Source organism: Vibrio harveyi, from assembly GCF_030060435.1.
GTDB classification, from domain to species: domain Bacteria; phylum Pseudomonadota; class Gammaproteobacteria; order Enterobacterales; family Vibrionaceae; genus Vibrio; species Vibrio harveyi.
Window position 1 is genome coordinate 1,523,194 of the sequence record NZ_CP125876.1, and the last position, 25,080, is coordinate 1,548,273.

22 protein-coding genes are annotated in these 25,080 nt (G+C 45.1%); 18 read left to right on the top strand and 4 right to left on the bottom strand.

Annotation, left to right across the window (positions count from 1 at the left end):
* The first annotated feature begins 14 nt into the window (after positions 1–14).
* The 9 genes from cobA (at position 15) to nirD (ending at position 10,083) form a co-directional block, all read left to right on the top strand.
* Positions 15–920, top strand: a complete 906-nt coding sequence (cobA, locus tag QMY49_RS23360; RefSeq protein ID WP_029790736.1) for a uroporphyrinogen-III C-methyltransferase — start codon at positions 15–17, stop codon at positions 918–920.
* Positions 917–1,870: a glycosyl transferase family protein gene (locus tag QMY49_RS23365; protein ID WP_029790737.1), complete on the top strand. Its 954-nt coding sequence runs from the start codon at positions 917–919 to the stop codon at positions 1,868–1,870. The genes cobA and QMY49_RS23365 overlap by 4 nt, the downstream gene beginning before the upstream one ends.
* Positions 1,871–2,128: 258 nt before the next feature.
* Positions 2,129–3,046, top strand: a complete 918-nt coding sequence (locus QMY49_RS23370; protein ID WP_045487256.1) for a dienelactone hydrolase family protein — start codon at positions 2,129–2,131, stop codon at positions 3,044–3,046.
* Positions 3,047–3,119: 73 nt separating this feature from the next.
* Complete coding sequence (locus tag QMY49_RS23375) at positions 3,120–3,701, top strand: ANTAR domain-containing response regulator (protein ID WP_283314681.1); 582 nt, start codon at positions 3,120–3,122, stop codon at positions 3,699–3,701.
* 265 nt (positions 3,702–3,966) lie between these two features.
* The gene (locus QMY49_RS23380; RefSeq protein ID WP_005387573.1) at positions 3,967–5,331 is read left to right on the top strand and encodes a CmpA/NrtA family ABC transporter substrate-binding protein; all 1,365 of its coding nucleotides are present in this window, start codon (positions 3,967–3,969) and stop codon (positions 5,329–5,331) included.
* Between the two features lie 72 nt (positions 5,332–5,403).
* A complete protein-coding gene (locus QMY49_RS23385) occupies positions 5,404–6,369 on the top strand; it encodes an ABC transporter permease (protein WP_283314683.1) in 966 nt (321 codons plus the stop codon).
* An 11-nt stretch (positions 6,370–6,380) separates the two neighbouring features.
* A complete protein-coding gene (locus tag QMY49_RS23390; protein WP_122020675.1) occupies positions 6,381–7,217 on the top strand; it encodes an ABC transporter ATP-binding protein in 837 nt (278 codons plus the stop codon).
* Positions 7,218–7,227: 10 nt separating this feature from the next.
* Positions 7,228–9,747, top strand: coding sequence for a nitrite reductase large subunit NirB (gene nirB, locus QMY49_RS23395; protein WP_122020674.1), 2,520 nt, complete (start codon positions 7,228–7,230; stop codon positions 9,745–9,747).
* Positions 9,748–10,083, top strand: coding sequence for a nitrite reductase small subunit NirD (nirD, locus tag QMY49_RS23400; RefSeq protein WP_045487247.1), 336 nt, complete (start codon positions 9,748–9,750; stop codon positions 10,081–10,083).
* A 98-nt stretch (positions 10,084–10,181) separates the two neighbouring features.
* On the opposite strand, the gene QMY49_RS23405 is transcribed toward nirD, so the two are convergent.
* Together QMY49_RS23405 and QMY49_RS23410 are read right to left on the bottom strand one after the other, a co-directional pair.
* Positions 10,182–10,586 carry a PPC domain-containing DNA-binding protein gene (locus QMY49_RS23405; RefSeq protein WP_122020673.1) on the bottom strand — a complete coding sequence of 135 codons (405 nt, stop codon included), beginning with the start codon at positions 10,584–10,586 and terminating at the stop codon, positions 10,182–10,184.
* 1 nt (position 10,587) lies between these two features.
* Positions 10,588–11,163 carry a TetR/AcrR family transcriptional regulator gene (locus tag QMY49_RS23410; RefSeq protein ID WP_005375904.1) on the bottom strand — a complete coding sequence of 192 codons (576 nt, stop codon included), beginning with the start codon at positions 11,161–11,163 and terminating at the stop codon, positions 10,588–10,590.
* A 284-nt stretch (positions 11,164–11,447) separates the two neighbouring features.
* On the opposite strand from QMY49_RS23410, the gene QMY49_RS23415 reads away from it, so the two are divergent.
* The 4 genes from QMY49_RS23415 (at position 11,448) to QMY49_RS23430 (ending at position 14,867) form a co-directional block, all read left to right on the top strand.
* Positions 11,448–12,062 (top strand): glutathione S-transferase, encoded by a 615-nt coding sequence (locus tag QMY49_RS23415; RefSeq protein ID WP_283314691.1) that lies wholly within the window; start codon positions 11,448–11,450, stop codon positions 12,060–12,062.
* A 255-nt stretch (positions 12,063–12,317) separates the two neighbouring features.
* Entirely contained in the window at positions 12,318–12,578 is a 261-nt protein-coding gene (locus QMY49_RS23420) for a hypothetical protein (RefSeq protein WP_283314693.1), read from the top strand.
* A gap of 21 nt (positions 12,579–12,599) precedes the next feature.
* Positions 12,600–14,282 (top strand): SpoIIE family protein phosphatase, encoded by a 1,683-nt coding sequence (locus QMY49_RS23425; protein WP_283314695.1) that lies wholly within the window; start codon positions 12,600–12,602, stop codon positions 14,280–14,282.
* Positions 14,283–14,306: 24 nt separating this feature from the next.
* Entirely contained in the window at positions 14,307–14,867 is a 561-nt protein-coding gene (locus tag QMY49_RS23430; protein ID WP_283314697.1) for a phosphohydrolase, read from the top strand.
* Positions 14,868–14,942: 75 nt separating this feature from the next.
* Here QMY49_RS23430 and QMY49_RS23435 read toward each other — a convergent pair whose 3' ends face one another.
* Positions 14,943–15,368, bottom strand: coding sequence for an ester cyclase (locus QMY49_RS23435; protein ID WP_047515949.1), 426 nt, complete (start codon positions 15,366–15,368; stop codon positions 14,943–14,945).
* 116 nt (positions 15,369–15,484) lie between these two features.
* Here QMY49_RS23435 and QMY49_RS23440 point away from each other — a divergent pair, with 116 nt between their 5' ends.
* The 4 genes from QMY49_RS23440 (at position 15,485) to QMY49_RS23455 (ending at position 22,383) form a co-directional block, all read left to right on the top strand.
* On the top strand, positions 15,485–16,375 hold the full coding sequence (locus QMY49_RS23440; RefSeq protein ID WP_009696291.1) for a LysR family transcriptional regulator: 891 nt from the start codon (positions 15,485–15,487) through the stop codon (positions 16,373–16,375).
* Between the two features lie 298 nt (positions 16,376–16,673).
* Positions 16,674–17,993, top strand: a complete 1,320-nt coding sequence (locus tag QMY49_RS23445) for a peptidoglycan DD-metalloendopeptidase family protein (RefSeq protein ID WP_050902727.1) — start codon at positions 16,674–16,676, stop codon at positions 17,991–17,993.
* A 766-nt stretch (positions 17,994–18,759) separates the two neighbouring features.
* Entirely contained in the window at positions 18,760–21,648 is a 2,889-nt protein-coding gene (locus QMY49_RS23450; RefSeq protein WP_283314700.1) for an Ig-like domain-containing protein, read from the top strand.
* Between the two features lie 135 nt (positions 21,649–21,783).
* Positions 21,784–22,383: a cytochrome b gene (locus QMY49_RS23455; protein ID WP_283314704.1), complete on the top strand. Its 600-nt coding sequence runs from the start codon at positions 21,784–21,786 to the stop codon at positions 22,381–22,383.
* 83 nt (positions 22,384–22,466) lie between these two features.
* Here the strand turns inward: QMY49_RS23455 and QMY49_RS23460 are convergent, their stop codons facing one another.
* The gene (locus QMY49_RS23460) at positions 22,467–23,039 is read right to left on the bottom strand and encodes a YceI family protein (RefSeq protein ID WP_005447112.1); all 573 of its coding nucleotides are present in this window, start codon (positions 23,037–23,039) and stop codon (positions 22,467–22,469) included.
* 428 nt (positions 23,040–23,467) lie between these two features.
* Between QMY49_RS23460 and QMY49_RS23465 the strand changes: the two genes are divergently transcribed.
* On the top strand, positions 23,468–25,027 hold the full coding sequence (locus QMY49_RS23465) for a methyl-accepting chemotaxis protein (protein ID WP_283314708.1): 1,560 nt from the start codon (positions 23,468–23,470) through the stop codon (positions 25,025–25,027).
* Positions 25,028–25,080: the final 53 nt, after the last annotated feature.

Sequence of the window (25,080 nt, forward strand, 5' to 3'; positions counted from 1 at the left end):
AAGAGGATAAGCACATGGAAGCGCCTTATCAAAAGTCTTGGTTTAAGAAAGGACAAGCGAGTCAGAAACAAGAACGTTCGTCTCGCTTTTCTAAGCATGACCAAGCAAGCAAACTGAACCAACTTTTAGAAGACCATTCAGTAGATCTAGATGCGAACCACAAAGGTTTTGTCTCGATTGTTGGAGCAGGGCCGCACGATCCTGACTTATTAACGGTGAAGGCAGTGAAAGCGATTATGTCGGCAGAGGTGCTGCTGTACGACCGTTTGGTTAACAAAGATATTTTGGAGTTGGCTTCGCCACAAGCCGATTGGATTTACGTGGGCAAACGATGCGGACAACCAAGTATTGGTCAGGAAGAAATCTGTGATTTGATGGTATCGCTCGCTCAGCAAGGAAAGCGAGTTGTACGCTTAAAAGGGGGAGATCCTTTTGTATTTGGTCGTGGAGGCGAAGAGGCGTTAGCGCTCGTCAAACACTCAATCGCGTACGAAGTCATCCCCGGTATTACTGCTGCGATTGGATGTTCAGCAAACAGCTTGATTCCGCTGACTCATCGTGGCGTTGCTCGCAGCGTTACCTTTGTTACAGGGCAAGTGTTAACAGGCGCATTTGAAGCGTGGAGCCAACTGATGCAAAGCGGACAAACGTTAGTTTTCTATATGGGGTTAGAAAAAGCAACGCAAATACAAACGGGTTTAATAGGCTCTGGTTTGAGAGAAGATTTCCCAGTCGCGATAATCACTCATGGTTGCAGCCCTCAACAACAAGTGCACGCTACACAACTCAATCAGCTCAATGATTTATCGATTACACTTAAAGGCGTGAGCCCAGCATTGATTGTGATGGGAGAAGTTGTCAAACTGCGCGAACAACTAATAGAAACCGTACAGTCAGTGACGGAATACGAGGGAATATGAGCAGCATTTTGGAATGTATCAGAACAGTCGGTCGTGGCGAGCGTGGCAGAAAACCACTGAGCTTTGACCAAGCGTTTCGAGTTATGGATGAATACCTAAACGGTGAGTGCGACGACGATCAGATGGCGATGTTATTGATGCTGATCCGTGTACAGAACGAGACTCAACAAGAAATCGCTGGCTTTGTGAAAGCATTCCAATCCCGCATGCCTGCTATTGGTGCAGACATCGACTGGCCATGTTATGCAGGTAAACGTGAAGCGGCAGGTCAACCTTGGCACCTGTTGGCAGCGAAGATCCTTGCCGATAATGGTCATAAAGTGCTGATGCACGGCTATCACGATCGTCAATCTGGACGTTTACACTCAGAAGATTACCTCGACAAATTTGCTATTACGAAAGCGGAATCAGCAGAAGACGCAAAGCGTGTGTTAGAAACACAAAACATTGTGTATCTGCCGCTGAGTGCGTTTGCGGCTCAAGCAGAAACCATGATCGGTTGGAAGAATCGCTATGGGCTTAGAACGCCGATTAATACCGTGGTTCGAGCACTGAATCCGGGGCAGGCGACGGTTGGTATTCGTGGTAGCTTCCATCCGGGATTCCAACAACTTCATGCTGAAGTCGAATACGAGATTGGTCAAACCGCTCATGCCGTTGTGTCATTCAAAGGACAATCGGGTGAGTCAGAATACAACCCGAAAGTAAGCCAAACAGTGTGGTTAAGCCAAACAAGCGGTGTGACATCGCATTACTGGACGGAGCAAATGCTATCTGAGGTGCCAATGCCTGTGAACTGCCCATTTGGGACGTCAGAAGATGACATGAACCAAATGGCAAATACGGTTCTCGCTACGATGACAGTGGTCTTGTTTGCACAAATGCATGATCGAGAAAAAGCCTTTGAACGTGCCTTTAGTTATTGGCAGACGTACTGTCATTACGAGTAATTTTGAGTTGATTGGCTAAACCAAAGTATTGGTTTTAGACAAATCCACTCAAAACAAACAACGCAAAGTTGTTGAATCTGAATCCATTATCTATTGTTTGAAGAAGGTTAAAGATCCTAGCTCACCAGTGATGTGTTTCACCACCTTGTTCCGTATCAGAGAGGTGAAACTGCAGTTTTGACCTCAATTGCGCTCATTCTTTGCTTCGCTTTTGAGAATTAGAAATTCCCATATGGTAAGACACAGAGGACATGGATAATGGTTCTAAAGCATACCACTCCCACTAAAAAGGCTTCTCATCCTATCCCGCAAGAAGCCTTCGATTGGTACGATGAATACGCACACGGAAAGATCTCACGCCGCGAGTTCCTCAATCGACTCGGTGGGCTCGCAGTGCTGGGTTTTAGCATGACGGCACTGGTCGATGCGCTAACCCCGAATTACGCACTCGCAGAACAAGTTTCGTTTAACGATCCTGACATCAAAGCAACTTACGAAACCTTTCCATCTCCAAATGGGCATGGAGAAGGGCGTGGTTATTTGGTGATGCCACAGAAGAAGACCTTAAAATCTCCGACCGTGTTGGTGATTCATGAAAATCGCGGATTGAACCCTTATATCAAAGATGTCGCAAGACGACTCGCCAAAGACGGTTTTATTGCTTTTGCTCCAGATGCGCTATACCCACTTGGTGGCTACCCGGGGAATGATGATGAGGGTCGCGCCATGCAGAAAGAGATGGACAGAGCCAAGATCGAACAAGACTTTATTGCAGCCGCTAACTTCCTCAAACAATACGAGGGTGGCAACGGTAAATTGGGCGCGGTCGGGTTTTGCTTCGGTGGATACATCGTCAATATGCTTGCAGCGGTAATGCCAGAAGAGCTTGATGCAGGTGTGCCTTTCTATGGAACACCTGCGGCGCAAGAGATCCAAAAGCAAGTCAAAGGACCGTTGATGATTCACTTTGCAGGGCTCGATAAGCGTGTTAACGACACATGGCCTGCTTATGAACAGCAATTGATTGCAACCGACGCACAGTATCAAGCGTTAATGTATGAAAACGTAAACCATGGGTTCCATAACGACTCAACGGCACGCTACGCACCAGAAGAAGCGGCGCTCGCTTGGGAACGTACACTCGGCTTCTTCAAAGAACATCTCGCCTCTAGTTAAAAGGCTTCTACTTTAGTTGGCACATTCCTTGTTATGTCTCTCTTAGTGAGTGAGATATAAACAAGGAATGTGCATGACTCAATCAACGTCAAAAACACCCATCATAGTATGCTGTGATAGCCTCCAAGGGCAGGCTCGGTTGTCCGGCTTATTGAGCAAAGATTACGACAACATCATCGGCTGCCAATTGGCACAACTAGAAACGTTAATGCAACGAGAACCGTCGGCAAGCGTTGTGGTTGGATGGCAGCAGCCAACCGCGGAACTGCGTTTGATCGTCGATTTCTGCCGCAGAAAATCGGCACCACTTCTTATCGTCTTAAAGCAATTATCATCCCATGATATCAATCGGTTATCAGAAAAAATGGACTATGTTCTCATGCCACATGATAGTGAGTTTGCACTTCAACCTTGGATTGAACATGCGACATTAGTGAGAGCGAAATTCGAAAGTATGCAATCGGAAATTGAATCGCTGACCCATAAGATCGAAGAGCGCAAACTGGTGGAAAAAGCCAAAGGTCTGCTGATGAAGATGCACAGCGTTGATGAAGAACAGGCTTATAAAGCACTTAGAAATTCAGCCATGCAATCGAGCCAAACGCTCGCACAAGTTGCCAAGAATTTGATAACTACTTTGGAGGTGCTTGATTAGTTGTTCTACCACTTTGGGGTTAGGGTGCGTTTTCTAACGTGGTGCGTGTTGCACTATCAGCAAGCAATAACAGGGAATAACAAACGGCAAGATATACTAATTCATTGTATTTACTGTGAAAAATAAGTTGGCACAGTAATTGGATTAGTAGAATTGGGTTTATTGTTGAATCGCTTATCTCAATTATCAACGGCGGTAATTGTAGACTTAGCAACGGCGCTACTGCTCTTCGGAGTAGTGGCGCTTTTTTTATGGGAGCAAACCAATGAAATGGAGTTCGATGCTGAAAGTGTCAGCAATTTCGTTATCGGTATTCACCACGGTCAGCGTAAAGGCAGAGTTGGGTGAACCAGAAATTGAAGACCTGAAGTTTGGTTTTATTAAGTTAACCGATATGGCACCGCTGGCGGTTGCTTATGAGAAAGGCTTTTTTGAAGACGAAGGCTTGTACGTCACTTTAGAAGCGCAAGCAAACTGGAAGGTGCTTTTAGACCGAGTCATCGATGGTGAGCTTGCGGGCGCGCACATGCTTGCTGGTCAGCCATTGGGCGCGACGATTGGTGTCGGCACAAAAGCAGAAGTGATTACCGCGTTCAGTATGGATTTGAACGGCAACGCAATCACGGTTTCCAATGATACTTGGGAGCAGATGAAGCAATACATTCCAAAGCAACCAGATGGCAAGCCAGTTCACCCAATCAAAGCGGATGCACTGAAGCCTGTGGTCGACAGCTATCTGGATAAAGGCAAACCGTTCAACATGGGGATGGTGTTCCCTGTATCGACGCACAACTATGAGTTGCGATACTGGTTAGCGGCAGGGGGGATTCATCCAGGTTTTTATGCACCAGAATCCGGTGACAACAGTGGTCAGTTGGATGCTGATGTTCTTTTGAGTGTTACACCGCCACCACAAATGCCAGCCACAATGGAAGCGGGCACGATCAAAGGGTACTGCGTAGGCGAACCATGGAACCAACAAGCCGTATTCAAAGGCATTGGTACGCCAGTCGTGACCGACTACGAGATCTGGAAGAACAACCCAGAGAAAGTATTTGGTGTTTCCAAAGCTTGGGCTGAGAAATATCCAAACACACACATTCGCGTAGTGAAAGCCTTGATTCGAGCGGCACATTGGCTGGATGAAAACGACAATGCCAACCGCCAAGAAGCAGTGAAGATGCTATCAAAAAGCGAGTACGTCGGAGCCGATGCCGAAGTTATCGCCAACTCAATGACCGGCACATTTGAATACGAGAAAGGCGACAAACGAGACGTGCCAGACTTCAACGTGTTCTTCCGTCATAACGCCACTTATCCGTATTACAGCGATGCGATTTGGTATCTGACCCAAATGCGTCGCTGGGGACAGATCTCAAGCGAGAAATCCGATGATTGGTACATGGATGTCGCAAAAGAGGTTTACCGTCCGGACATTTACCAACAAGCGGCTCAAGCGCTAATTGAAGATGGTGTGTTGAGCAAAAAAGACTTCCCAGATTTCAGTGCTGAAGATGGCTTTCGTGCGCCACAAACACACTTTATCGACAACATCGTTTATGACGGTCGCGAGCCAAATAAATATCTAGAGAAGTTCTCTATCGGGCTTAAAGGAAAAGACAAGGTTTAACCATAACGATAAACGCCACAGGCGAGGGGATTCGCTTGTGGCAACAAGGATGTAAATTTCTTAGGAGTGAGTATGTCTAGTAATGTCATTTCCCTGTTTCCTGCTAAGCAGGTAGTGAACCGAAGTCGGTTGGTGCTTTTGCCCGTCATTGGCTTGCTGATCTTTTTGGCAATGTGGCACTTAGCAGCGAGAGAAGTGCAAACTTCATTAGGTACGCTACCGGGACCTGTGCAAACTTTTCAGCAGTTCAGCAATCTTGTCGATGACCATTGGCAAGAGCGAGAAAAGGAACAAGCGTTTATCGAGCGTCAGGAAAAGCGCAATGCTGCGAAGTTAGCCAAGAATCCAGACGCGGAAGTGAAGATTCGTCCCTACACAGGTAAACCGACGTTCTTCGACCAAATCATAACAAGCTTAGTGACTGTGACTGCGGGCTATTTGCTGGCGACGGTCATCGCGATTCCCCTTGGCATCTTGCTTGGTCTTAATCAAGGGTTGTATCAAGCGTTCAACCCAATCATTCAATTGCTCAAGCCTGTATCACCTTTGGCATGGCTGCCTATCGTTACTATGGTGGTGAGTGCCACTTATGTGAGTGATGACCCGATGTTTGCTAAGTCGTTCATTAACTCTCTGATCACCGTGGCGCTTTGTAGCTTGTGGCCGACGCTGATTAATACCGCAGTGGGTGTAACGAGCGTTGATAAAGACTTAATCAACGTGAGTAAAGTGCTCCAACTTTCGTGGTGGCAGCACATTCGCACCATCGTTTTACCTTCTGCCATTCCAATGATCTTTACCGGTTTACGCCTCTCTTTAGGTATCGCTTGGATGGTATTGATTGCGGCAGAAATGCTCGCTCAGAACCCAGGGTTAGGCAAGTTCGTTTGGGATGAATTCCAAAACGGCAGCTCGGCATCATTGGGCCGTATTATGGTCGCCGTCATCACAATCGGCTTTATTGGATTGATGCTCGATAGAGGCATGTTGCAACTTCAAAAGTGGCTGTCTTGGAATAAACAACAAGCGTTGAGATAAGGGAAAAGATCATGGAAAAAGCATTATTAGATCTAACGCGTTTAGGGATGCGATTCCCAACGCCAGATGGCGAGTTCATCGCGCTTAAGAACGTCGATTTACAAATCAATAAAGGCGAGTTTGTATCCCTAATTGGTCACTCTGGCTGTGGTAAATCAACGGTATTGAACTTAGTCGCAGGGCTGCACATGCCAACAGACGGCGGCGTGATCGTCGATGGACGAGAAGTAGCTGGACCGGGACCTGACCGCGCAGTGGTGTTCCAAAACCATTCATTGTTGCCTTGGCTCACCGTATATCAAAATGTTGAGCTAGCTGTAAAACAAATTGCCAGCAAAAAGGGCAAAGCGTGGATTCAGGAACAAGTGAATCACTACTTGGAGTTGATTCAAATGCAGCATGCTGCGCACAAAAAGCCGGATGAAATCTCGGGCGGTATGAAGCAGCGAGTCGGCATCGCGAGAGCACTGGCACTTCAACCAAAGGTTTTATTGATGGATGAACCATTTGGTGCGTTGGATGCGTTAACACGTGCGCACTTACAGGATGCACTGATGAAGATTCAAGCCGAGCTAAACAATACCGTCATCATGATTACCCATGACGTGGATGAAGCGGTGCTGCTATCCGACAAAATCGTGATGATGACTAATGGACCGGCAGCAACCATTGGTGAAGTGTTAGAAGTGAATCTACCTCGCCCTCGTGAGCGTGTCGCACTGGCGGATGATGCGCAGTATCAGAAGTGTCGACAAGCGGTGCTGAAGTTCCTTTACGAGAAGCAATCCAAAGTCGAGATTCCTGCTTCGAAAGAAGACAAACCTAAAACCGCAGCGCAAACGGCATAAGGAGGCAGCGATGAACAGTCCTTTAACGATTCCAGTAAAAAACGCATTGAGCCACATCGTTGTGGTAGGTAACGGTATGGTCGGGCAGCATCTCGTCGAGCAGTTAGTGCAGAAAAACGCGCATATGGAGCACAGAATTACCGTGATTGGTGCAGAGCGTTTTATCGCGTATGACCGTGTACAGTTGTCCTCTTTGTTTGCGGGTAAATCTCATGATGATTTGATGCTGAGTAACCAAGAATGGTATGACATGCATGGCATCCAACTCGTACTTGGCAGCCAAGTAACAGGCATCGACAGAGAGCAAAAGCGTATTCTACTTGATGGTGAAGATGTGCTGGGTTACGACCAACTCGTGCTCGCGACCGGCTCGTACCCATTTGTGCCGCCAATTGAAGGTAAAGACCGCGACAACGTGTTTGTCTACCGTACGCTTGATGACCTTTCACAAATCAAGAAGGCATGTGAAGGTGCAAGAACGGGCGCAGTGATTGGCGGCGGCTTGTTGGGTTTAGAAGCGGCAAACGCACTTAAACTATTGGGGTTAGAAACTCACGTTATTGAATTTGCTCCTCGCCTGATGCCCGTGCAGTTAGACGATGGTGCTGGCTTAGTGCTAAAAGAGAAGATTGAAGCGCTAGGGTTAACCGTTCACACCTCAACGGGTACGGAGCGAATCTGCGATGGTGAAACGGCTAAGCATCGTATGGTGTTTAAAGACAAAGATCCTCTCGAAGTGGATGTGATTGTCTTTTCCGCAGGGATTCGCCCTCAAGATGAGTTGGCAAGGCTGGCAGCGCTAGAAGTAGGCGAGCGAGGCGGCATTGTGATCAATAACCAATGCCAAACCAGCGATGAAAACATATACGCGATTGGCGAATGTGCCCTTTGGGAGCAGAAGATATTCGGTTTAGTCGCACCCGGTTACACCATGGCGAGAACCACCGCCGATGTCTTGACTGGTATGCCGAGCGAAGGTTTTAAAGGTGCAGACATGAGCACCAAACTCAAACTACTTGGGGTGGATGTGGCGTCTATCGGCGATGCACAAATGCAAACCGAAGGCGCTCAAGAAATGGTGTTGCAAGATGCGGTCGCAGGCATCTACAAAAAGCTGGTGGTTGATGCGAGCGGCACCCAATTACTTGGTGCGATTCTCGTCGGTGACAATAGCGACTACGATGCGCTCTTACAGTGTTATTTGAACAAAACGGTCCTGCCAGACCACGCGGCGAACCTGCTATTTGATACCGGAATGCTGGACGGAGAGATGCCAGACAGCGCCATCATCTGTTCTTGTCACAACGTCACAAAAGGCGACTTAGTTGCCGAGATTCAAGCTGGCACCACCAACCTGACGGACCTTAAAGCGAACACCAAAGCCGGTACTGGCTGTGGTGGCTGTAGCAATATGGTGAAGTCGGTATTGGATACTCAATTGGCAGCCATGGGAGTAGAGGTTAACAACCACCTTTGTGAGCACTTTGAGTTAAGTCGCCAAGAGATGTTCCATATTTGCCAAGTGGAACAAATCAAAGACTTCGACACCTTAATTGCACTGCATGGCAAAGGGCATGGGTGTGATATCTGTAAGCCGACAGCAGCATCTGTGTTTGCTTCTTTGTGGAATGAACACATCATGGAGCCTCAACATCAATCTCTGCAAGATTCTAATGATGCCTTTATGGCAAACCTGCAAAAAGACGGCTCTTACTCGATTGTGCCTCGTGTTCCGGGCGGCGAAATCACACCAGACAAACTCATCGTGCTAGGTGAAGTCGCTCAGCAATACGATCTGTACACCAAGATCACTGGCGGTCAGCGCGTGGATTTATTTGGTGCGCAGTTAGAACAGCTTCCTGAAATCTGGCAAACCTTAATTGATGCTGGTTTTGAAACAGGGCACGCCTACGGCAAGTCGGTGCGCACCGTGAAATCTTGTGTGGGTTCTACTTGGTGTCGCTATGGTGTTGATGACTCAGTCGGATTAGCTGTTGAGCTAGAGAACCGTTACAAAGGATTGCGAGCGCCCCATAAGCTTAAGTTTGCCGTATCGGGCTGTACTCGCGAGTGTGCAGAAGCGCAAAGTAAAGACATTGGGGTGATCGCTACTGAAAACGGCTGGAATCTATACGTTTGTGGTAATGGTGGCATGAGACCACGACACGCTGATTTGTTTGCATCCGACTTATCTAAATCAGAGTTGATCACCATGATCGACCGAGTATTGATGTTCTACGTCAGCACCGCAGATCGCTTGCAGCGTACGTCGGTGTGGATGGAGAACATGGAAGGGGGCTTAGATTACCTTAAACAAGTGATTTTGGATGACTCTCTCAACCTATGTGATTCTTTGGATGAACAAATGGCGCGCGTCGTAGAGACCTATCAATGTGAGTGGAAGAGTACGTTGGATAATCCTCAAAAACTGCAACGCTTCCGTCCTTTCTTGAACAGTACGTCGGGCAGCAAAGTCTTGCCGTACCAACGTGTGCGCGGTCAGCGTATTCCCGTGAAACAGGAGGTGTAAATGGCAGCTTTAACCAAAGTGAAATTGTGTCAGCTTGATGACTTAATGCCGTTCATCGGTGCCACGGTGTTGATTGAAGGCGAGCATGTGGCGTTGTTCTACATTCCAGATAGCGGTGTTTACGCTGTTCAGGACTGGGACCCAATAGGTAAGGCTTATGTAATGAGTCGAGGGATTGTCGGTGATATTGATGGTGAGATGTGTGTTGCATCACCACTGTACAAACAGCATTTCAGTTTAAAGAGCGGGCAGTGTTTGGAAGACGATGCGCACTGTCTAAAAACGTGGCAAGTAACGGTCGACGATAATCAGGTTTGTCATATAGTCGAAGAATGATCCTCGAAATTAGCTTGCTCGATATGAGTAAATTCTTAGCGTAAGAGGCAAGCGAATAAAGCTCCAGAGATGGCACAGTATGGCTCTGGAGCTTTTAATTATTTAGAAGGGTTTACTTGTAGTTCGGTATAGCCGGTCGAGTCGTCCATAGCTCTAGTGAACTCAAGCTCTGAGTAAGAATGGATGATCAACTCTGCGGTGGTATCAATCACTGTGCCTTCCAGCAAATGCCCACCCCAGACTTGTCCTTCACGATCAGACACTGAGATATGAACGTGCTGATGCTCAGGCGTTAGTGTTCCCATCACAGAGACGATTTCAAATGGCTCTTGTTTGGTTAACGTACTCTCTGCACTTGCCAAACGAAGGTTGAGGTCAGAGACACAGCCAACGCATGAGGCAATCGAGCCTGCTTTGATACCATGCTGCTCGACCAATTTCGCTAGGCTCAGCTTTAAGTCCATGCCTTTGGTAAGACGTACTGCTATCACTTCAATCGACATGTCACTTCCTAATCAAAACCAGCAAGCAGGAAAGCGCGGTATCCAAGTCGGCATAACGTTTGGCTTTGCCAAGTACGCGCATACCTTGCATGTTGTTGAGAACAAAACGAGCGAGCTCTTCTGGTTTGAGCGTTTTCGGCACTAAGGTTTCTTTTTGCGCATTGGTCAGCGCATCCGCAATGATGTCGATAAGATGGTCGAACAAAAAATGCCCTTTGCGCAGTACGTCATCGTCTTCACCAGCGTGCTCAATCAACGCATTTTGAATAAAGCACCCACAGTTGCGTTTGCGTTGCAGCTCAGCAAAAGATTTAAGGAACGATTCCAACTCAGGTAAAGACGCGTCGTCTTTTTCCAAATCATTGAGTGACGGTAGCGAGACCTTTTTTAAGTAAGTATCGAGCGCTTCGTAGTAGAGCTGTTGCTTGTCACCATAGGTGTTGTAAAGACTGAAGCGGTTGATGTTCAACTCGTCGGTGAGATCCGAGATAGACGTGTTCGCAAAGCCCTTGCGCCAAAACACATCCATAGCCACGAGAAGCTTTTCATCTCGGTCGAAGTTGGCTTTTCTTGCCATAAATTACCTGCCTGGGTCTGCTTATCGGGTAATTAAATTGCTTTGGAGGGATGGTACAGAGAACCTCTAGCGTTCGAACTGAACCAATATGATGAATACCCATCTATGCTTGGGTATCAGCCTCCAAATTCATGTGAACTCACAAACGGCATCAAAAATCTCGCTCAGCAAACAGACCCACAACTGTTTGAAAATTTTTGATAGTGAAGTTCTTGACTGATCGTTTATAAACTGGCTACAGTATATCCTAACCAATCGGTTAGAAAAAGATAAAAGGATGTGAAATGAAGCTCTATGAAACCGCAATGACTCCAAGTTGTAAGCGAGTTAGCATTTTTCTAAAGGAAATCGGTGGCGAGGTTGAGCGAATTGCGCTGAACGTTCGTGAGGGCGATAACCTATCTGAACCGTTTAAATCGAAAAGCGTGAACGGTAAAGTGCCTCTGCTCGAACTGGATGATGGTACGACGATCTGTGAAAGTGTGGCGATTTGTCGCTACCTAGATGAAGCGTTTGAAAATGATCTGGCGCTGTTTGGTGCTAACCAGCTTGAACGTGCTCAGGTGGAAATGTGGCATCGCGTTGTCGAATTCCAAGGTTTGTACACGGCTTTTCAGGCGTTTCGCAATATCACAGCAATTTACCAAGACCGTGAAAACTGTGTGGCTGCGTGGGGTGACGAGTCGAAATCCCGCGTATTAGAATTCCTACCAATTCTTGACAAGCGCCTATCAGAAAGCGAGCACATCGCCACGGACAACTTCACCATCGTAGACATTACCGGCTACATTTTTGTTGGTTTTACCGTAAATGGCTTGAGTATTGAAGTGTTCGAAACCTACCCAAATATTGCGCGTTGGTTTGAACAAGTATCGGTGCGTGAAGCGTTTCAAGGCTAACTTCTAGCGTGATTTTTCTAAGCAGCAAGGCTTTTGTAGACTTGCTGTTTTTTGTCGTTTTAAAGCGCAAAGATCTTCAATTTGTTCAGGTTTTCTCTTCTTTTTCTGCCTTTCTCCTATAATTAACTCTGTTAATGAAACAACATCAATTGGCTCTCACGGCGTTTTGGAACCTTGAGTTCTTAGTTTGTAGACGTCCCAATCATTATTGGACTTCACCAAGTAATGAAGGACACCAAGCGACAAGGAGAGGTTATGCGTGTTCGAAGTAAAACCATCAATGGCGTGTTGTGTACGCTGCTCGTAGCGTCTGTGTGTGGATTAGTTGCCATGTATCAAAACCACACTCAACAACATCAACAAATTGAATTGCTGCGCGGGCAACTGGTGGAAAAAGAAAACCAAATCGTCATCTCTAATGAGGCGTTGTCTTACACTCGTTATCAACATCAACTTTTAGCGGAAGATTACAGCCGTTTCAGAGATGCGCAATCCATGAGTAGCGTGCTGCAATAGAACAAACAGGCAAGGAGAGGTATGAAGTCCATATTGTTGGTCGACGACAGCAAAACGGTCCTGCTCTACATGACCAGTGCATTGCAAAAGCAAGGGTACGAAGTCATTGCCGTTGAAGATGGTGAGTCTGCGTTAGAAGTGCTGACTCACCGAACTGACATTCAGTTTGTCCTCAGTGATTTGATGATGCCGGGCATCAGTGGTATTGAGCTTTGCCGTGAGCTTAAATCGTCGGCGTTTTCCCGTTATATCTTCTTTGTGCTTCTCTCTTCCCGTAACGATCAAGAATCCATCATCAAAGGCATGGATGCAGGCGCCGATGACTTTGTCGACAAAAAGACATCTGTAGAGGAACTACAAGCGCGCATCCGAGCGGGTTTTCGTACCTTAGAACTGCACAATACGCTCACGACAAAAAACCAAGAGCTCGATTTAGCGTATCAAACCATTCAGCAGGATTTGGATTCTGCCGGAGAGTTAATGGGGCAACTGTTGCCCGTGGAAGAACAAATTCACACGGCACAATTTAGCTTCACTTATGTCCCTTGTACCAAGATCGGTGGGGATATGTTGGGCTATGTCGAGCTTGATGAGTCCCACGTTGCGTTTTATGTCTTCGATGTTTCCGGGCACGGTATTTCTTCGGCGTTGATGGCATTCTCGATTCAACAAACTTTGTCACAACGTAACAAATCGGAGTCGATAACGTTAGACTGGAGCGACAACGAATACCGCATCAGTGAGCCTGCTGCTGTGATTGAAAGGCTTAATCGACGTTACCAGCAAACGCAAAACAGCAAGCTTTACTTCACTATCGAATACGCCGTGTTGAACACCGAAACTGGTGAACTGAATTATTGCACAGCAGGGCACCCTAAATTTGTTTGGCAACAGATGGAACACAATTGCTTGGAACTCGTTGGTGACAACAACTTCATCGTCGGGGCATTGGAGCCGATGATGTACCAAGGTGGAAGTATCCAACTTAAGCCTAATGACGCGCTTTGGTTTTTCTCCGATGGCTTATTGGAAGCCAAGCAAGGCGAGGAGCTTTACGGCATTGACCGGCTGCTATCCAACATCGAAGAGAGTAAAGCGATGCCAGAAAAGGCACAGACCAATGCCGTTTTGGAGCAAGTGCAACACTGGCAAGGAAAACCAGAAATCGACGATGATGTGAGCTTGTTGAAAGTGCAATGGTTGGGCTGTGCACAATCGCAAGCCGTTAAGTCGACAAGTTCGGTATTCCAGAAATCCTATCAAGCGTCTTTAGAAGTTTCACGCCAAGCGAGTCTCGAATTGGTTGAGTTCCTTCAACAACATTCGGTTTCTTCTCATGTCGCGCAAACTCTAGAGTTGTGCGTGGTTGAGTTGATGAACAATGCTTTTATCCATGCCTATCAAGAACAAAGCGGAAAAACGGTTGAGTTAGAATGCGAACTAACACAAGGTGAGCAGCACAACATAGAAGTGCGTGTATTTGATTATGGCAATCGCATTTCTGATGAAACCTTTCAAAGTTACACCTCAAAGCAAATTGAGACGCCAAATCTATTCGATGAAGAGAGTTGGATGCCTTCAGGACGAGGCTTGATGCTCATAGCCCAAATGACAAACGCGTTTTCCGTATCACATCAAGGGGAGCGCAATTGTTTTACGGTGGTGATAACTCCCGAAGAAAAGACAAAGTCTATAATCCTTTAAAGACTTTATCCGTGGAAATCAAACATGTCGCAAATAGAAATCAAACGAGATCGACCACGCGTCGAATTGTTGTTTGCTAAATACAAAGAGCAGATCGGTGACGATTATCCCGGTTATCGAAATCATGTATATCGGACAATCACCTATGCGATGCATTTTCTAGGTAACGATGAACGGTATGAACCGCTCGTTGAAACGGCTTTTGTGTACCACGATATCGGACTGTGGACCGATCATGAGCTGGCTTATTTGGAGCCATCAGAGGCTGCAGCGTTAGCTGACAATGAACACTTTGAATGGGGTTTAGATCCTAATGCTTTGCGCGGTGCGATTCATTGGCACCATAAGATTTCTCCGTACAAAGGTCCGCACCAAAAAGTCATTGAAGCATGCCGCAAAGCTGACTGGATTGATGCGACCAAAGGCAGTGTTCGTAAAGGGTTGAGTAAAGAAACCATCGCAGAAGTTGAGGCGGCCTTTCCAAACTTAGGTTTTCATGACACTTTGCTGCGCCTAGCAAAAGACTATGGTGGTTCGACGTTAGTCGGCGGTGTTAAAGTCACGCTGGGTATCGTGAAGTGGTAGCCTGAATAATCTTATAGATCGAATGTAAAAAGAGGACTCCATTTGTGAGCCCTCACATTTACGTAACAGCATTGGTTATTGTGTGATCGTTAACCCAAGTTGAGTTGCCATGCTTAACTCGTTGCGCTCTACGATTTCTTCAATCACTTTACCTTCTTGGTTAAAGCGAAAGTAGGTGAGGCTTGTCCATGTAACGTCTTTACCTGATACATCGAACTCCATCCACGTATTTGCATTTTTGGCTTTGTGAGTCAGGGCGACAACCACTTGATCTTCTGCTTCTACAATGCGTTGAAAGCTTGTCTCAAGGCTCTCATAACGTTCAGTTACGCAAGATTTCAACTTGGCTTCAAATTCGACTAACCCTTTTAAGGTTTTTCCACAATCAGGGCGGTGAATAAGAGCATCTTCAGCGAAAAATTCCCCCACACGTTCTGTTGCCTTACCGTCAACACAAATCTTAAAGTAATTTCTTATGGTTTGGACTTGTTTACTTTCCATTTATTTATCTTCTCTTTGTTTGTTGAATTGCTGGGATTTTTAATCAAAAAATGAAGCTTGAATAGATCAGATAAGGTCGATAGTCTGTCAACAAATAGTAAACAATGAATGTTTTGATGAACTTAATCACGCTAATTAAATCGTTTATTTGCACCGTAGAGGAAGGCAGTTTTACGGGCGCATCTAAGAAACTAGAAGTGTCTAAATCTCTCGTGAGTCGCAATGTTAGAGATCTAGAAACGTATCTTGGAACGCGATTAATGAATCGCTCAACCAAGGCGCTGTCTCTTACGGACGCTGGTCATCAGTATTATCAAGAAGCACATGTTCTGATTTTGCAACTTGAAGCGCTGAATGACACGATGAGGTTTGATAGTAATGAAATCTCTGGCACCTTGAATGTTCTCGCGCCAAATGGTTTGACAGAAATCTTGCTCATGCCGTTTATTTGCGGTTTCAGTGATAAATATCCGGAGCTAAGAGTGAATTTGCTGCTTGATGATGGTTTAGATGATATCTCCTCACAAGGGTATGACGTAGCAATTCGATCTGGTCGTTTGGTTAGGCAAGATTCAGATTTGATCGCAACAAAGATCACTGAAAACAGGAATATCATATGTGCCTCGCCGCAATACTTAGAAGCCTCTTCTTCACTTTTGCAACCGAGAGATCTGCATTCTCATCGAATTATCGAAGACCCAAATTTAAAGAATTATAAGGTGTGGCGATTTAACAAAGCGGGAAAAGAGCTGGATGTGCAGGTGTCACCATCTCTTTCCGTTAACAGCGTACAGGCAGTGAAAACGGCGCTAAAACAAAACTATGGAGTTGCGATGCTTCCAAGAGCATTGGCGGAAGATGAGTTGTGTAAGGGCGAATTGATAGAAGTACTGAAAGACTACCAATTACCAACAAGAACGGTCTATGCGCTTTACCGAGCACGCTCTAACACACCGAGAAAGGTCAAAGTCTTTATCGAAGAGCTAAAAGCGTACTTTGTACCTTAACGTCAGCTCATTTCTGAGTATCCGTTGCTCTATGTTTATCGGTGCTGAAATCAGGTATGAGCGTTTAGTTTGTTTACTTTTCAATTCATCAAAGAGGATGGAACTTCAAAACGATTTGGTAATCATAGGGAAGGGTAAGATAATTTTCCCTTTTTTGTTGTAAGGTTTATCTAAGCAAAATAGACGTTTAGTGAGAATAGCAAAGCTTAGAAACAAAGTTCTCAAATACGTAACGTTTAAATTGTGTCTGTATGATGTTATAACATAACAATTACTATTCTCAGTTAACCCTAGTACTATGAAGTTTGTTCGTTATTCCTTAATTGCTGTCGCTGCTACCGCATTCTCTCTTGCAGCTTATCTCACCTATCAAGCAGAAACGAAACCAGAAGAAATCACCATTAAGGTCACGCCTTATTCAGAACTAAAGAGCGCTCAAAAAAACGAGACTCAAACAAATGAAACACCTCAAAACCCCGAACGTGAAGTCAAAAAGCATGACAACATCGCGCGTATTCACTACTTCGTTAAAGTTGGTGACACGCTCAGCACGATCTTTTCCTCATGGGGGGTATCATACGACACCACTCAAAAGCTTCTTGAAGCTGACTTAACGTCACTGAAGCTCGATACCATCAAACCAGGCGACCACCTTGAGCTCGTGGTAGATAGAGATACTAAGACCCTAAAACAAGTGATTTTCCATGAAAGCCTTGTCGAACGCGCGGTCTATACGCAAAACGACGATGGCACGTTTGCTTATGACTTTATTGAGGAGCCGGGAGAGTGGCGTGAAGAAATGTACTCAGGCACGATCAATGGCAGTTTTTCTTCTTCTGCGCATAAGCAAGGATTGACCACAACGCAGATTGCTAACATCACTCGCGTATTACGTGACAAAGTAAATTTTGCTCGTGAGCTTCGTGCTGGTGATAGCTTTCATGTATTGGTGAATCGACAATATCTTGATGATCACTTTACTGGTAATGCAGAAGTGCAGGGCATCGCGATCAAAATGCGAGCTAAAGACGTTGAAGCATTCTTAGCGGAGGACGGTCGTTTTTATGACAGAGCAGGTAACAGCCTTGAACAAGCATTTAACCGTTATCCGATCGACAAACAGTTCCGTCGTATTACCTCTCCATTCAACCCTTACCGAAAACACCCTGTTACGGGACGAATCTCTCCGCATAACGGTACGGACTTCGCAACACCAGTTGGTTCCCCGGTTTACTCAACTGGCGATGGCAAGGTGATAGCGGTTCGTAACCATCCTTATGCGGGTAAATACTTAGTGATAGAGCACAATAGTGTCTATAAAACGCGTTATTTGCATCTAAGCCGTTTTCTCGTCAAAAAGGGCGACCATGTTAAGCGTGGGCAGAAGATTGCATTGTCGGGAGCGACAGGACGATTAACTGGACCACACCTTCATTTCGAAGTGTTGGTACGTAATCGTGCAGTGGATGCTATGAAAGCGGATTTACCATTAGCGAGTTCCATTTCTACTAAAGACAAGCCAGCTTTTTTAGCAAGAGTCTCTGAATTTGATGATTTGGTTGCTCGTGAGCAAAGTGCCAGTAGTGCGCAAACAATGCAGAACAAACAATCCTCTTAGTGGGTATAGCAGCATCAAGGCAAGCATTTTCGCTTGCCTTTTTTGTTTTTAGCGAACTAGGTATTAGGTTCTTAAAATAGATGAAAAATAAAGCATATCAGAAGAATAAGCCTATGGGATGAGTCGGTTAATTATTGCATTTAAATGACAGTAAAAATAGAATTTATACTCTATTTTTATAGGAGCATAACTCATTTTACGCAATATAAATATGTGATATTTATTCCATAAAGTTCCATTGTCTTTGCTTACTATTATTTCCTATTTTACCAAGTGTATTTATTTTAAATCATTATTGTTTGGTTTAATTTATAATTCCAATCAATGGGTGGATAATTTATCTACATTGTTGATTTTAAATCGCTGATTTTTAGTTCATTGTTTTTTGGTGCGAGCAAAGTGGTTTAAGAAAGGGTGATGATGCTATCTTTTTGTTGTTAAAGGTTTTTATTCTATTTTTTTGTTGTTTTTCTAGTGTGTGATAACCGGTATCTAGTGCTAGCTTTTGATTAAATTAATATAATCTAATTAAGTTTATTCTTTTTCTTTTATTTTGATGTTTCATTTATAACTTATTGGTTTATAAATTGAACAATAAATAGTTATAGAGAAATAAATTTTGATATTTATCCCAGAAATAATAATGAATTTTTGCCTTGGTTATTTTTATTTATAAATTAAGTGTGCTTGCAAAACACAAATGAAACATTAATTGCAGGTCTTTGTGCAGTACCTAAATAATTAATATAAGACTAAGGACTTTATTATGTATCTAAGAAAGAGCAGTGCTACGCAGACAAACTCCATTGGTTATCGCACACTAGGGCTTACAATGCTTTGCTCCGGTTTATTACTGAATCCTATTTCACAAGCCATGGCTGCGGAGTTTAGTACTGATGCGGTTGCTCAATCAGAAAGTGAATACTGGAGCACTTATAAGCTGGATATCAAGAACACAGGTTCTGAAATGGCAGACATGCGTGAAGCTGTCATTGAGTTCGTATTGCCTGTTGCAATCAATGACATCGGTTGGGCGTCAAATCACCTTTCGTATCCGTCATGGGAAATCTCTCATACGACACAATCTAACGGTGTACTGAACTCTGTCTCGCTGAAGTTTCCGCAAGGATCTTGGGTAGATAGCGAGCTTGCTTCTGGAGAATCTGCGGCACTGACGATTTCTTTCGGTGGAGAGTTGACGGATCTGAATGCGTTTGAAAATTCAGTGGTAGTGAAAGTGGATGGTGAAGTCGTTCCTCCACCTGAGTTCTCGCTCGATATTTTGGCTCCTGCACAAAACTCAGTGGTTTATACTGGCACAAATGTAGACATCATCACGGATATTGCGGGTGAAGGTGCAACCAAACTAGAGTTCTGGGTAAACAACATCAAGTTGGGAGAGCAACCTGTTGTAGAAGGCACGACAGAGTATCAACAGGCTTGGCTCCCTGACACTATTGGCGCAGCATCTATTGCGGTCATGGCATTCGATGAGAGTGGAAAGAAACTGACAGAACAAACGGTTCAAGTAACGGTTGAATCGGAATCTACTGCACCAAATCCACCTGTGATTGAGTTTATCTCACCAGACGCTGGCTCTTCTCACCAAAAAGGTGACACCATTACAATCTCGGCCAATGTCTCTGATGCAGATGATGATTTAACAACCGTCAAATTCTTCGCCAACGATACTGAAGTATGTCAGTTAGACGCGAAAGCGACTCAAGATTTCTCATGTGATTGGACGGCACACACTGCGGGGTCAACAACGCTTCGCGCTGAAGCTCAGGATGATGAGCAGCATACTTCACGCAAGAGCCTAACCATTACGGTCACAGACACGGGCACAAGTTGTGGCGATATTCCTCAGTACGAAGATGGTGTGCCATACAAAGTAGGCGATGAAGTCACGAATATTGGCAATATTTACTCATGTACCGTCGCGGGTTGGTGTGGTAATCCGGTTTGGACACCGGGCACCGGCCACCCTGATTATCCTGATGCGTGGAAAGACGCATGGAATGAAGTAGGGCAATGTGATCCGAACCCTGTGCCAGTTGTTAAGGTTCAGTCCCCTCAAGATGGACAAAAAATCGCACCAAACCAAGCATTCGATGTGGTAGTTGATGCAACGGATGATACCGAAGTTGCTCGCGTTGACGTTCAGTTGAATGGACAAGTGGTAGCAACCTCAGGCACACCTTCACAGGGCGATACTTATACCATCACGGTTCCTGCTCAAGTTGAAGGTCAATACACATTGACGGTTATTGCATACGATGATCAAGGTGCGAGTGCAGAAGCTGCGCCAATTTCTTTGGCTATCACTGACAAGGACTTGGTGGTTTCGCTTTCATCTCCTGTCGATGGTTCTAGCTACTTCGAAGGTCGTGCGATTTCTATCAAAGCGGATGCAAAGAGCTACGAAGGTGATATTACTTCTGTAAGCTTTATCGCCAATGGTAATGAACTGTTCAAAGATACCGAAGCGCCATACGAGTATGAATGGCTAGGTGCGCAGAAGGGGGCTTATGCAATCACGGCAAAAGCGGTAAACACAGCAAGCCAAGAGCAAACCTCAGCGACATCTAACATTACAGTTAAAGAAAGCACGGGCGGTGGCGGTTTAGTTGATAACCCAGATCGTTCTATCAGTTACCTAACATCTTGGGGTCTAAATGACTACGAGCAGTTGTTCAACTCAGAAGGAGACGGTTACCTATTGTCATTTGGTAAGTGGGATTCAAGCGGTAATATCACGATCTCTGACGGCATGCTCACACCGCCGGATTACAACCCAGATTGGATGCCAACGCAGTACCTCGCTTGGTCAACGCTTAAGCATGACAATGAAAACGTCACGATGATGGTAGCGTTCGGGGGGCAAACTTACGAAAGTATTTGGTCGGCGATCAGCACCCCACAAAGCCGTGAAGCGGTCGCGACTGGATTGGTTGAATTGGTCCACACGCCATTCCCTGTGTACAAGAAGAACCTGAAACCTGAAGAGATGGAAGGTGAGTGTCTTGCATCAAAACCAGATGGCAGCTGTGATTACAGCAAGTATCAGTTAGCTGGTTATGTGCATATTGATGGGTTGGATTTCGACTTCGAAAAAGCAGCTCGAATCACAGACAAAGAGAACCAAGACTTAACGGCATTGATCAAACTGATCCGTGAGAAAGTCGGCAACACCAAAGTGCTGTCCCTGACTACTTATCACGTAGGTGCCGACCCTGTCGAGTGTATGAATGCAAACGTATTCGAAAACTGTTCTTATGTTGAGCCATCTGGTCGCTCATCGCATCATGGTGAAGTCATTGATCTACTCAAAGCGACTAAAAATGACTTTGATTTCTTCAACGTCATGACATACGACGCTGGTCGAAACTTCCTATACGATGTCGCGATGGCGAACTATGCTGAATATATTGGAGACAAGTCGAAGATTGTTTTAGGTAACACGATCAACAGTCAGTGGGCACCAGGTGGTAACTTTGTTGAAACGCGTCAGAACAACCTAGACCGTGCTAAATGGCAGAAAGATAACGGTTATGGTGGTTTCTTCATGTGGACGTTGGGTTCAAACAACCAAGGTTTGAGTATGGCAGAACAAGTTGACTACTTTAACGACATGATCAATGTAAGTAAGTAGTACCTACCTCATCTTGTAATCTACTTGAACGACGGAAGGCTCAATGCCTTCCGTTATTTCTTCAATCTTCATCATGGGAAAGCCTTCTCTCGTCGTATTCCCATGTAAATCTCAAACTAATTCAGTGGTGACAATATGTCGAGATTAGATTCTGGTCAGCACCAGAAAGCGATTCCGTGCGTCCAAAATACCCCCACTCAACACTACGATGCGTTCAGTAAATGGCTACATTGGGCTATGGCGGTGATTATCATTTATGCAACGCTTGCAGGCTACGGCATGTTATTCGTTATGGATATGCTGCAGGTGTTCCATGTTCTATCTACGCTCAATATGTCGTTTGCAACCATCGCCTCCGTGTTATTGATTGTACGTTGGGGGTGGTCATTCTTTCGTAAAGCCCCAGAGTTACCAAAATCGGTTTCTCATACCCAGAAAAGCATCGCTAAACTCACGCATGGCGCTATCTATTTGGTGATGTTTGTAGTGTTTGTTAGTGGTTTTCTGATGCTTAAACATGAGTATCCATTCTTTTGGTTGTTTACCATTCCAAACCCAATTTCTAATGCCGAAGTGAATGCGTTCTTTTTTATGGTTCATCGTTTTGGCTGTGCCACACTCGCAAGCTTGGTGTTGCTACATGCGTTAGCAGCGTTGAAACATCATTTTGTGAATAAGAACGACGTATTGCGGAGTATGGCATTTAATGTGACTAAGCAAAGTCAGTCGTCGTAAGCCGCACAGTGCGGTTGGTTGAAGGCGTGTAGAAAGAAAAAAGGCTTGGTGAGCCTCCAAGCCTTTGTGTCCACTTAATCTAACTATTTTTTAAAGGTTAGATTCAAAGTGAGTGGAACTCGATCAGAAATCTTAATCCCGCCAACTGTTGCCGCGAGGTCAGTTAAGTTCTTACTAGGAATACCAAAGTCAGCAGCGCCAATAATCACAGGTGCACTTGAGCTCACCATTACCGTATCGCCAGCGTTTAGGATAACAACCGGAAACTCAACGGATTTTGTCTTACCAAACAGCGTTACTTCAGCAGGTACTTTTACCTTGTGTGAGCCTTCACCCAGAGAAGCCCAATCAACTTTTCCTGTCACTTTTACTGGTGCGTGTTTCGCAGATTCAAAGAAGATTTCATTAAGACGGGTGTTACGAATAGGGATACCTGTCTCAATGCTATTTAGATCGATAGCAACATCAAATTTGCCATTGCTGTCTAACGTGCCGGAAAGAGTATTGATGGTCGCTGGCTCGACAACAAACTGGTTCTTGATGGTAGCAAAGCTTACTGAAGAAAAGTTTGAATCTAATGTGTAGTTGTCAGCAGCAAATGAAGCACTAGAAAACAGCGCCAGCGCAATGCTTAGGGTGGATAAAGTCTTTTTCATTATTATTAGCCTTATATACGTTGAACGGTTGTTCCCCTTGATACTAGTCCGGATTTATAAAAGTTAATAAGGAATTAAATCGATTAATTTTGGTGATTTTTTCGATGTGATTAACTGTGCATTAATGATGTTCGAATATCAATTTGAATGATTATGAGAGCGTATTATTTGTCAGAAACTTGCTAATTAGCAATGGCTTATTTAGGTGTTGGTAAATCTACACGGCTTACATGGTTATTCTATAAAAGTGTGATACTGATATAAAAACGGTTCATTTTATTAAAGTTGTTGCATTTGATGCGGATAACGTAACTGAATAGTTAAAACCAGTGTCGCGGGAGAATGGGTTGGCAAAGAGAGTAATGCCAAGTCATCGGCTTAATTAACCCCGTTGATAGAAATTAATCGCTTGCGTTGAGACAACCATAATGAAAAGAATCATCCTATTAGCCGTTTGTGCCATGTTTGGCATTGCTGTAATGGCGAGTATGGCGTCTACCTACTTTATCTCCAGTCAGAAAATCGATGACATCATCTTGCACAAATCTCAGGTTCAGGCTGAGTTCTTAGCTGAGAATGCAAGTTACATTTTAGAGAACTCAAACCATCCGGTCCAAGATCTCCAAGCGTTAGTTGACCAGTTAAAGCAACGCTCAGATGTAAGTTATGCCATTGTAATCGATAGTAATGTTTCGGCTGTTGCACACAGTGATAAACAAAAGCTAAACAAGAAGTACGAAGATGACTATACAGTGGCGGGTGCAACCAAAGGTGTGCAGCAATACTCGAAGTGGTACGCGGATGTGCAGCAAGTGTGGGTGTTCGATATCATGGCTCCAATCTACGTGAATGGCCAGCTCTACGGCACGTTCGATATCGGTATTCCAATTACGGAAGTGAGCCAAGCGACGAACGGTATTATTAGTTACCAACTTGGTTCAATGATCGTGATATTTGTACTCTGCGTGCTACTACTTTCACTTCTGCTAAGCCACTTAATGCAGCCGTTATCTGTATTGAAAAATGCACTGCATGATATTTCCCAAGGGGAAGGCGATCTGACTGTTCGTTTGCCAACAAAAGGTAATGATGAAGTGGCTCAGATTTCATCAGCATTTAATGTCTTTGTCGAAAAGGTTCATGGCATTATTTCGCAAGTGGTGAACACTGGTGTTGCATTGAATGGCTCTGCAACTGCCTTACGTGAGCAATCTCAACAGGCGTTGATTCGTGGGCAGGAGCAAAACGAGCAAACCATGCTGGTGGTGACGTCAATGAATGAAATGATTGCGACGGTTAACGAAATTGCATCGAACGCAGCAGGTGCAGCGAGTGCGGCAAGTACTGCAACGGATGAAACGCAAGAAGGCTACAAGACGCTGCAAAAGACCACTACGGCAATCACAAACCTTGAAACCGAGATGAACAGCACGTCCAGCATCATCGTAAGTTTGGCAGATAATACTCAATCGATCGGTTCAATCCTTGAGGTGATTCGAGGTATCTCAGAACAGACCAACTTGTTGGCACTTAATGCTGCAATTGAGGCTGCTCGTGCTGGTGACGCAGGTCGTGGTTTTGCTGTGGTAGCTGACGAGGTGCGTAACCTTGCGACGAAAACCGCGCAGTCAACCGATGAGATTGACCTGATGATCAAACGCTTGCAAGACGAAGCGCAAAATGCCGTGAGTTCAATGGGGAACAGTAAAGCTCTTATCGAAGAAGGAACTGCGGAGACGGAACTGGCGCGACAAGCACTAGAAGCAATTTCTAAACAGGTAATGACCATTCTAGATATTAATACTCAGGTTGCAACGGCAACAGAACAGCAATCGACGGTAGCTAACGAGATCAACATGAACATGGATACGGTGAGCAACTCAGTGAAGCTCGGTCTAAATGCAAGTGAGCAATTAGAGCAATCGAGTCAACAACTGGCCGAGCTCTCACAAACGCTTGATCATTACGTCGGCTCGTTCAAAATCTAACCCACAACAAGCATGCAAAAGGCGACCATCGAGTCGCCTTTTTGTTTGCTGAT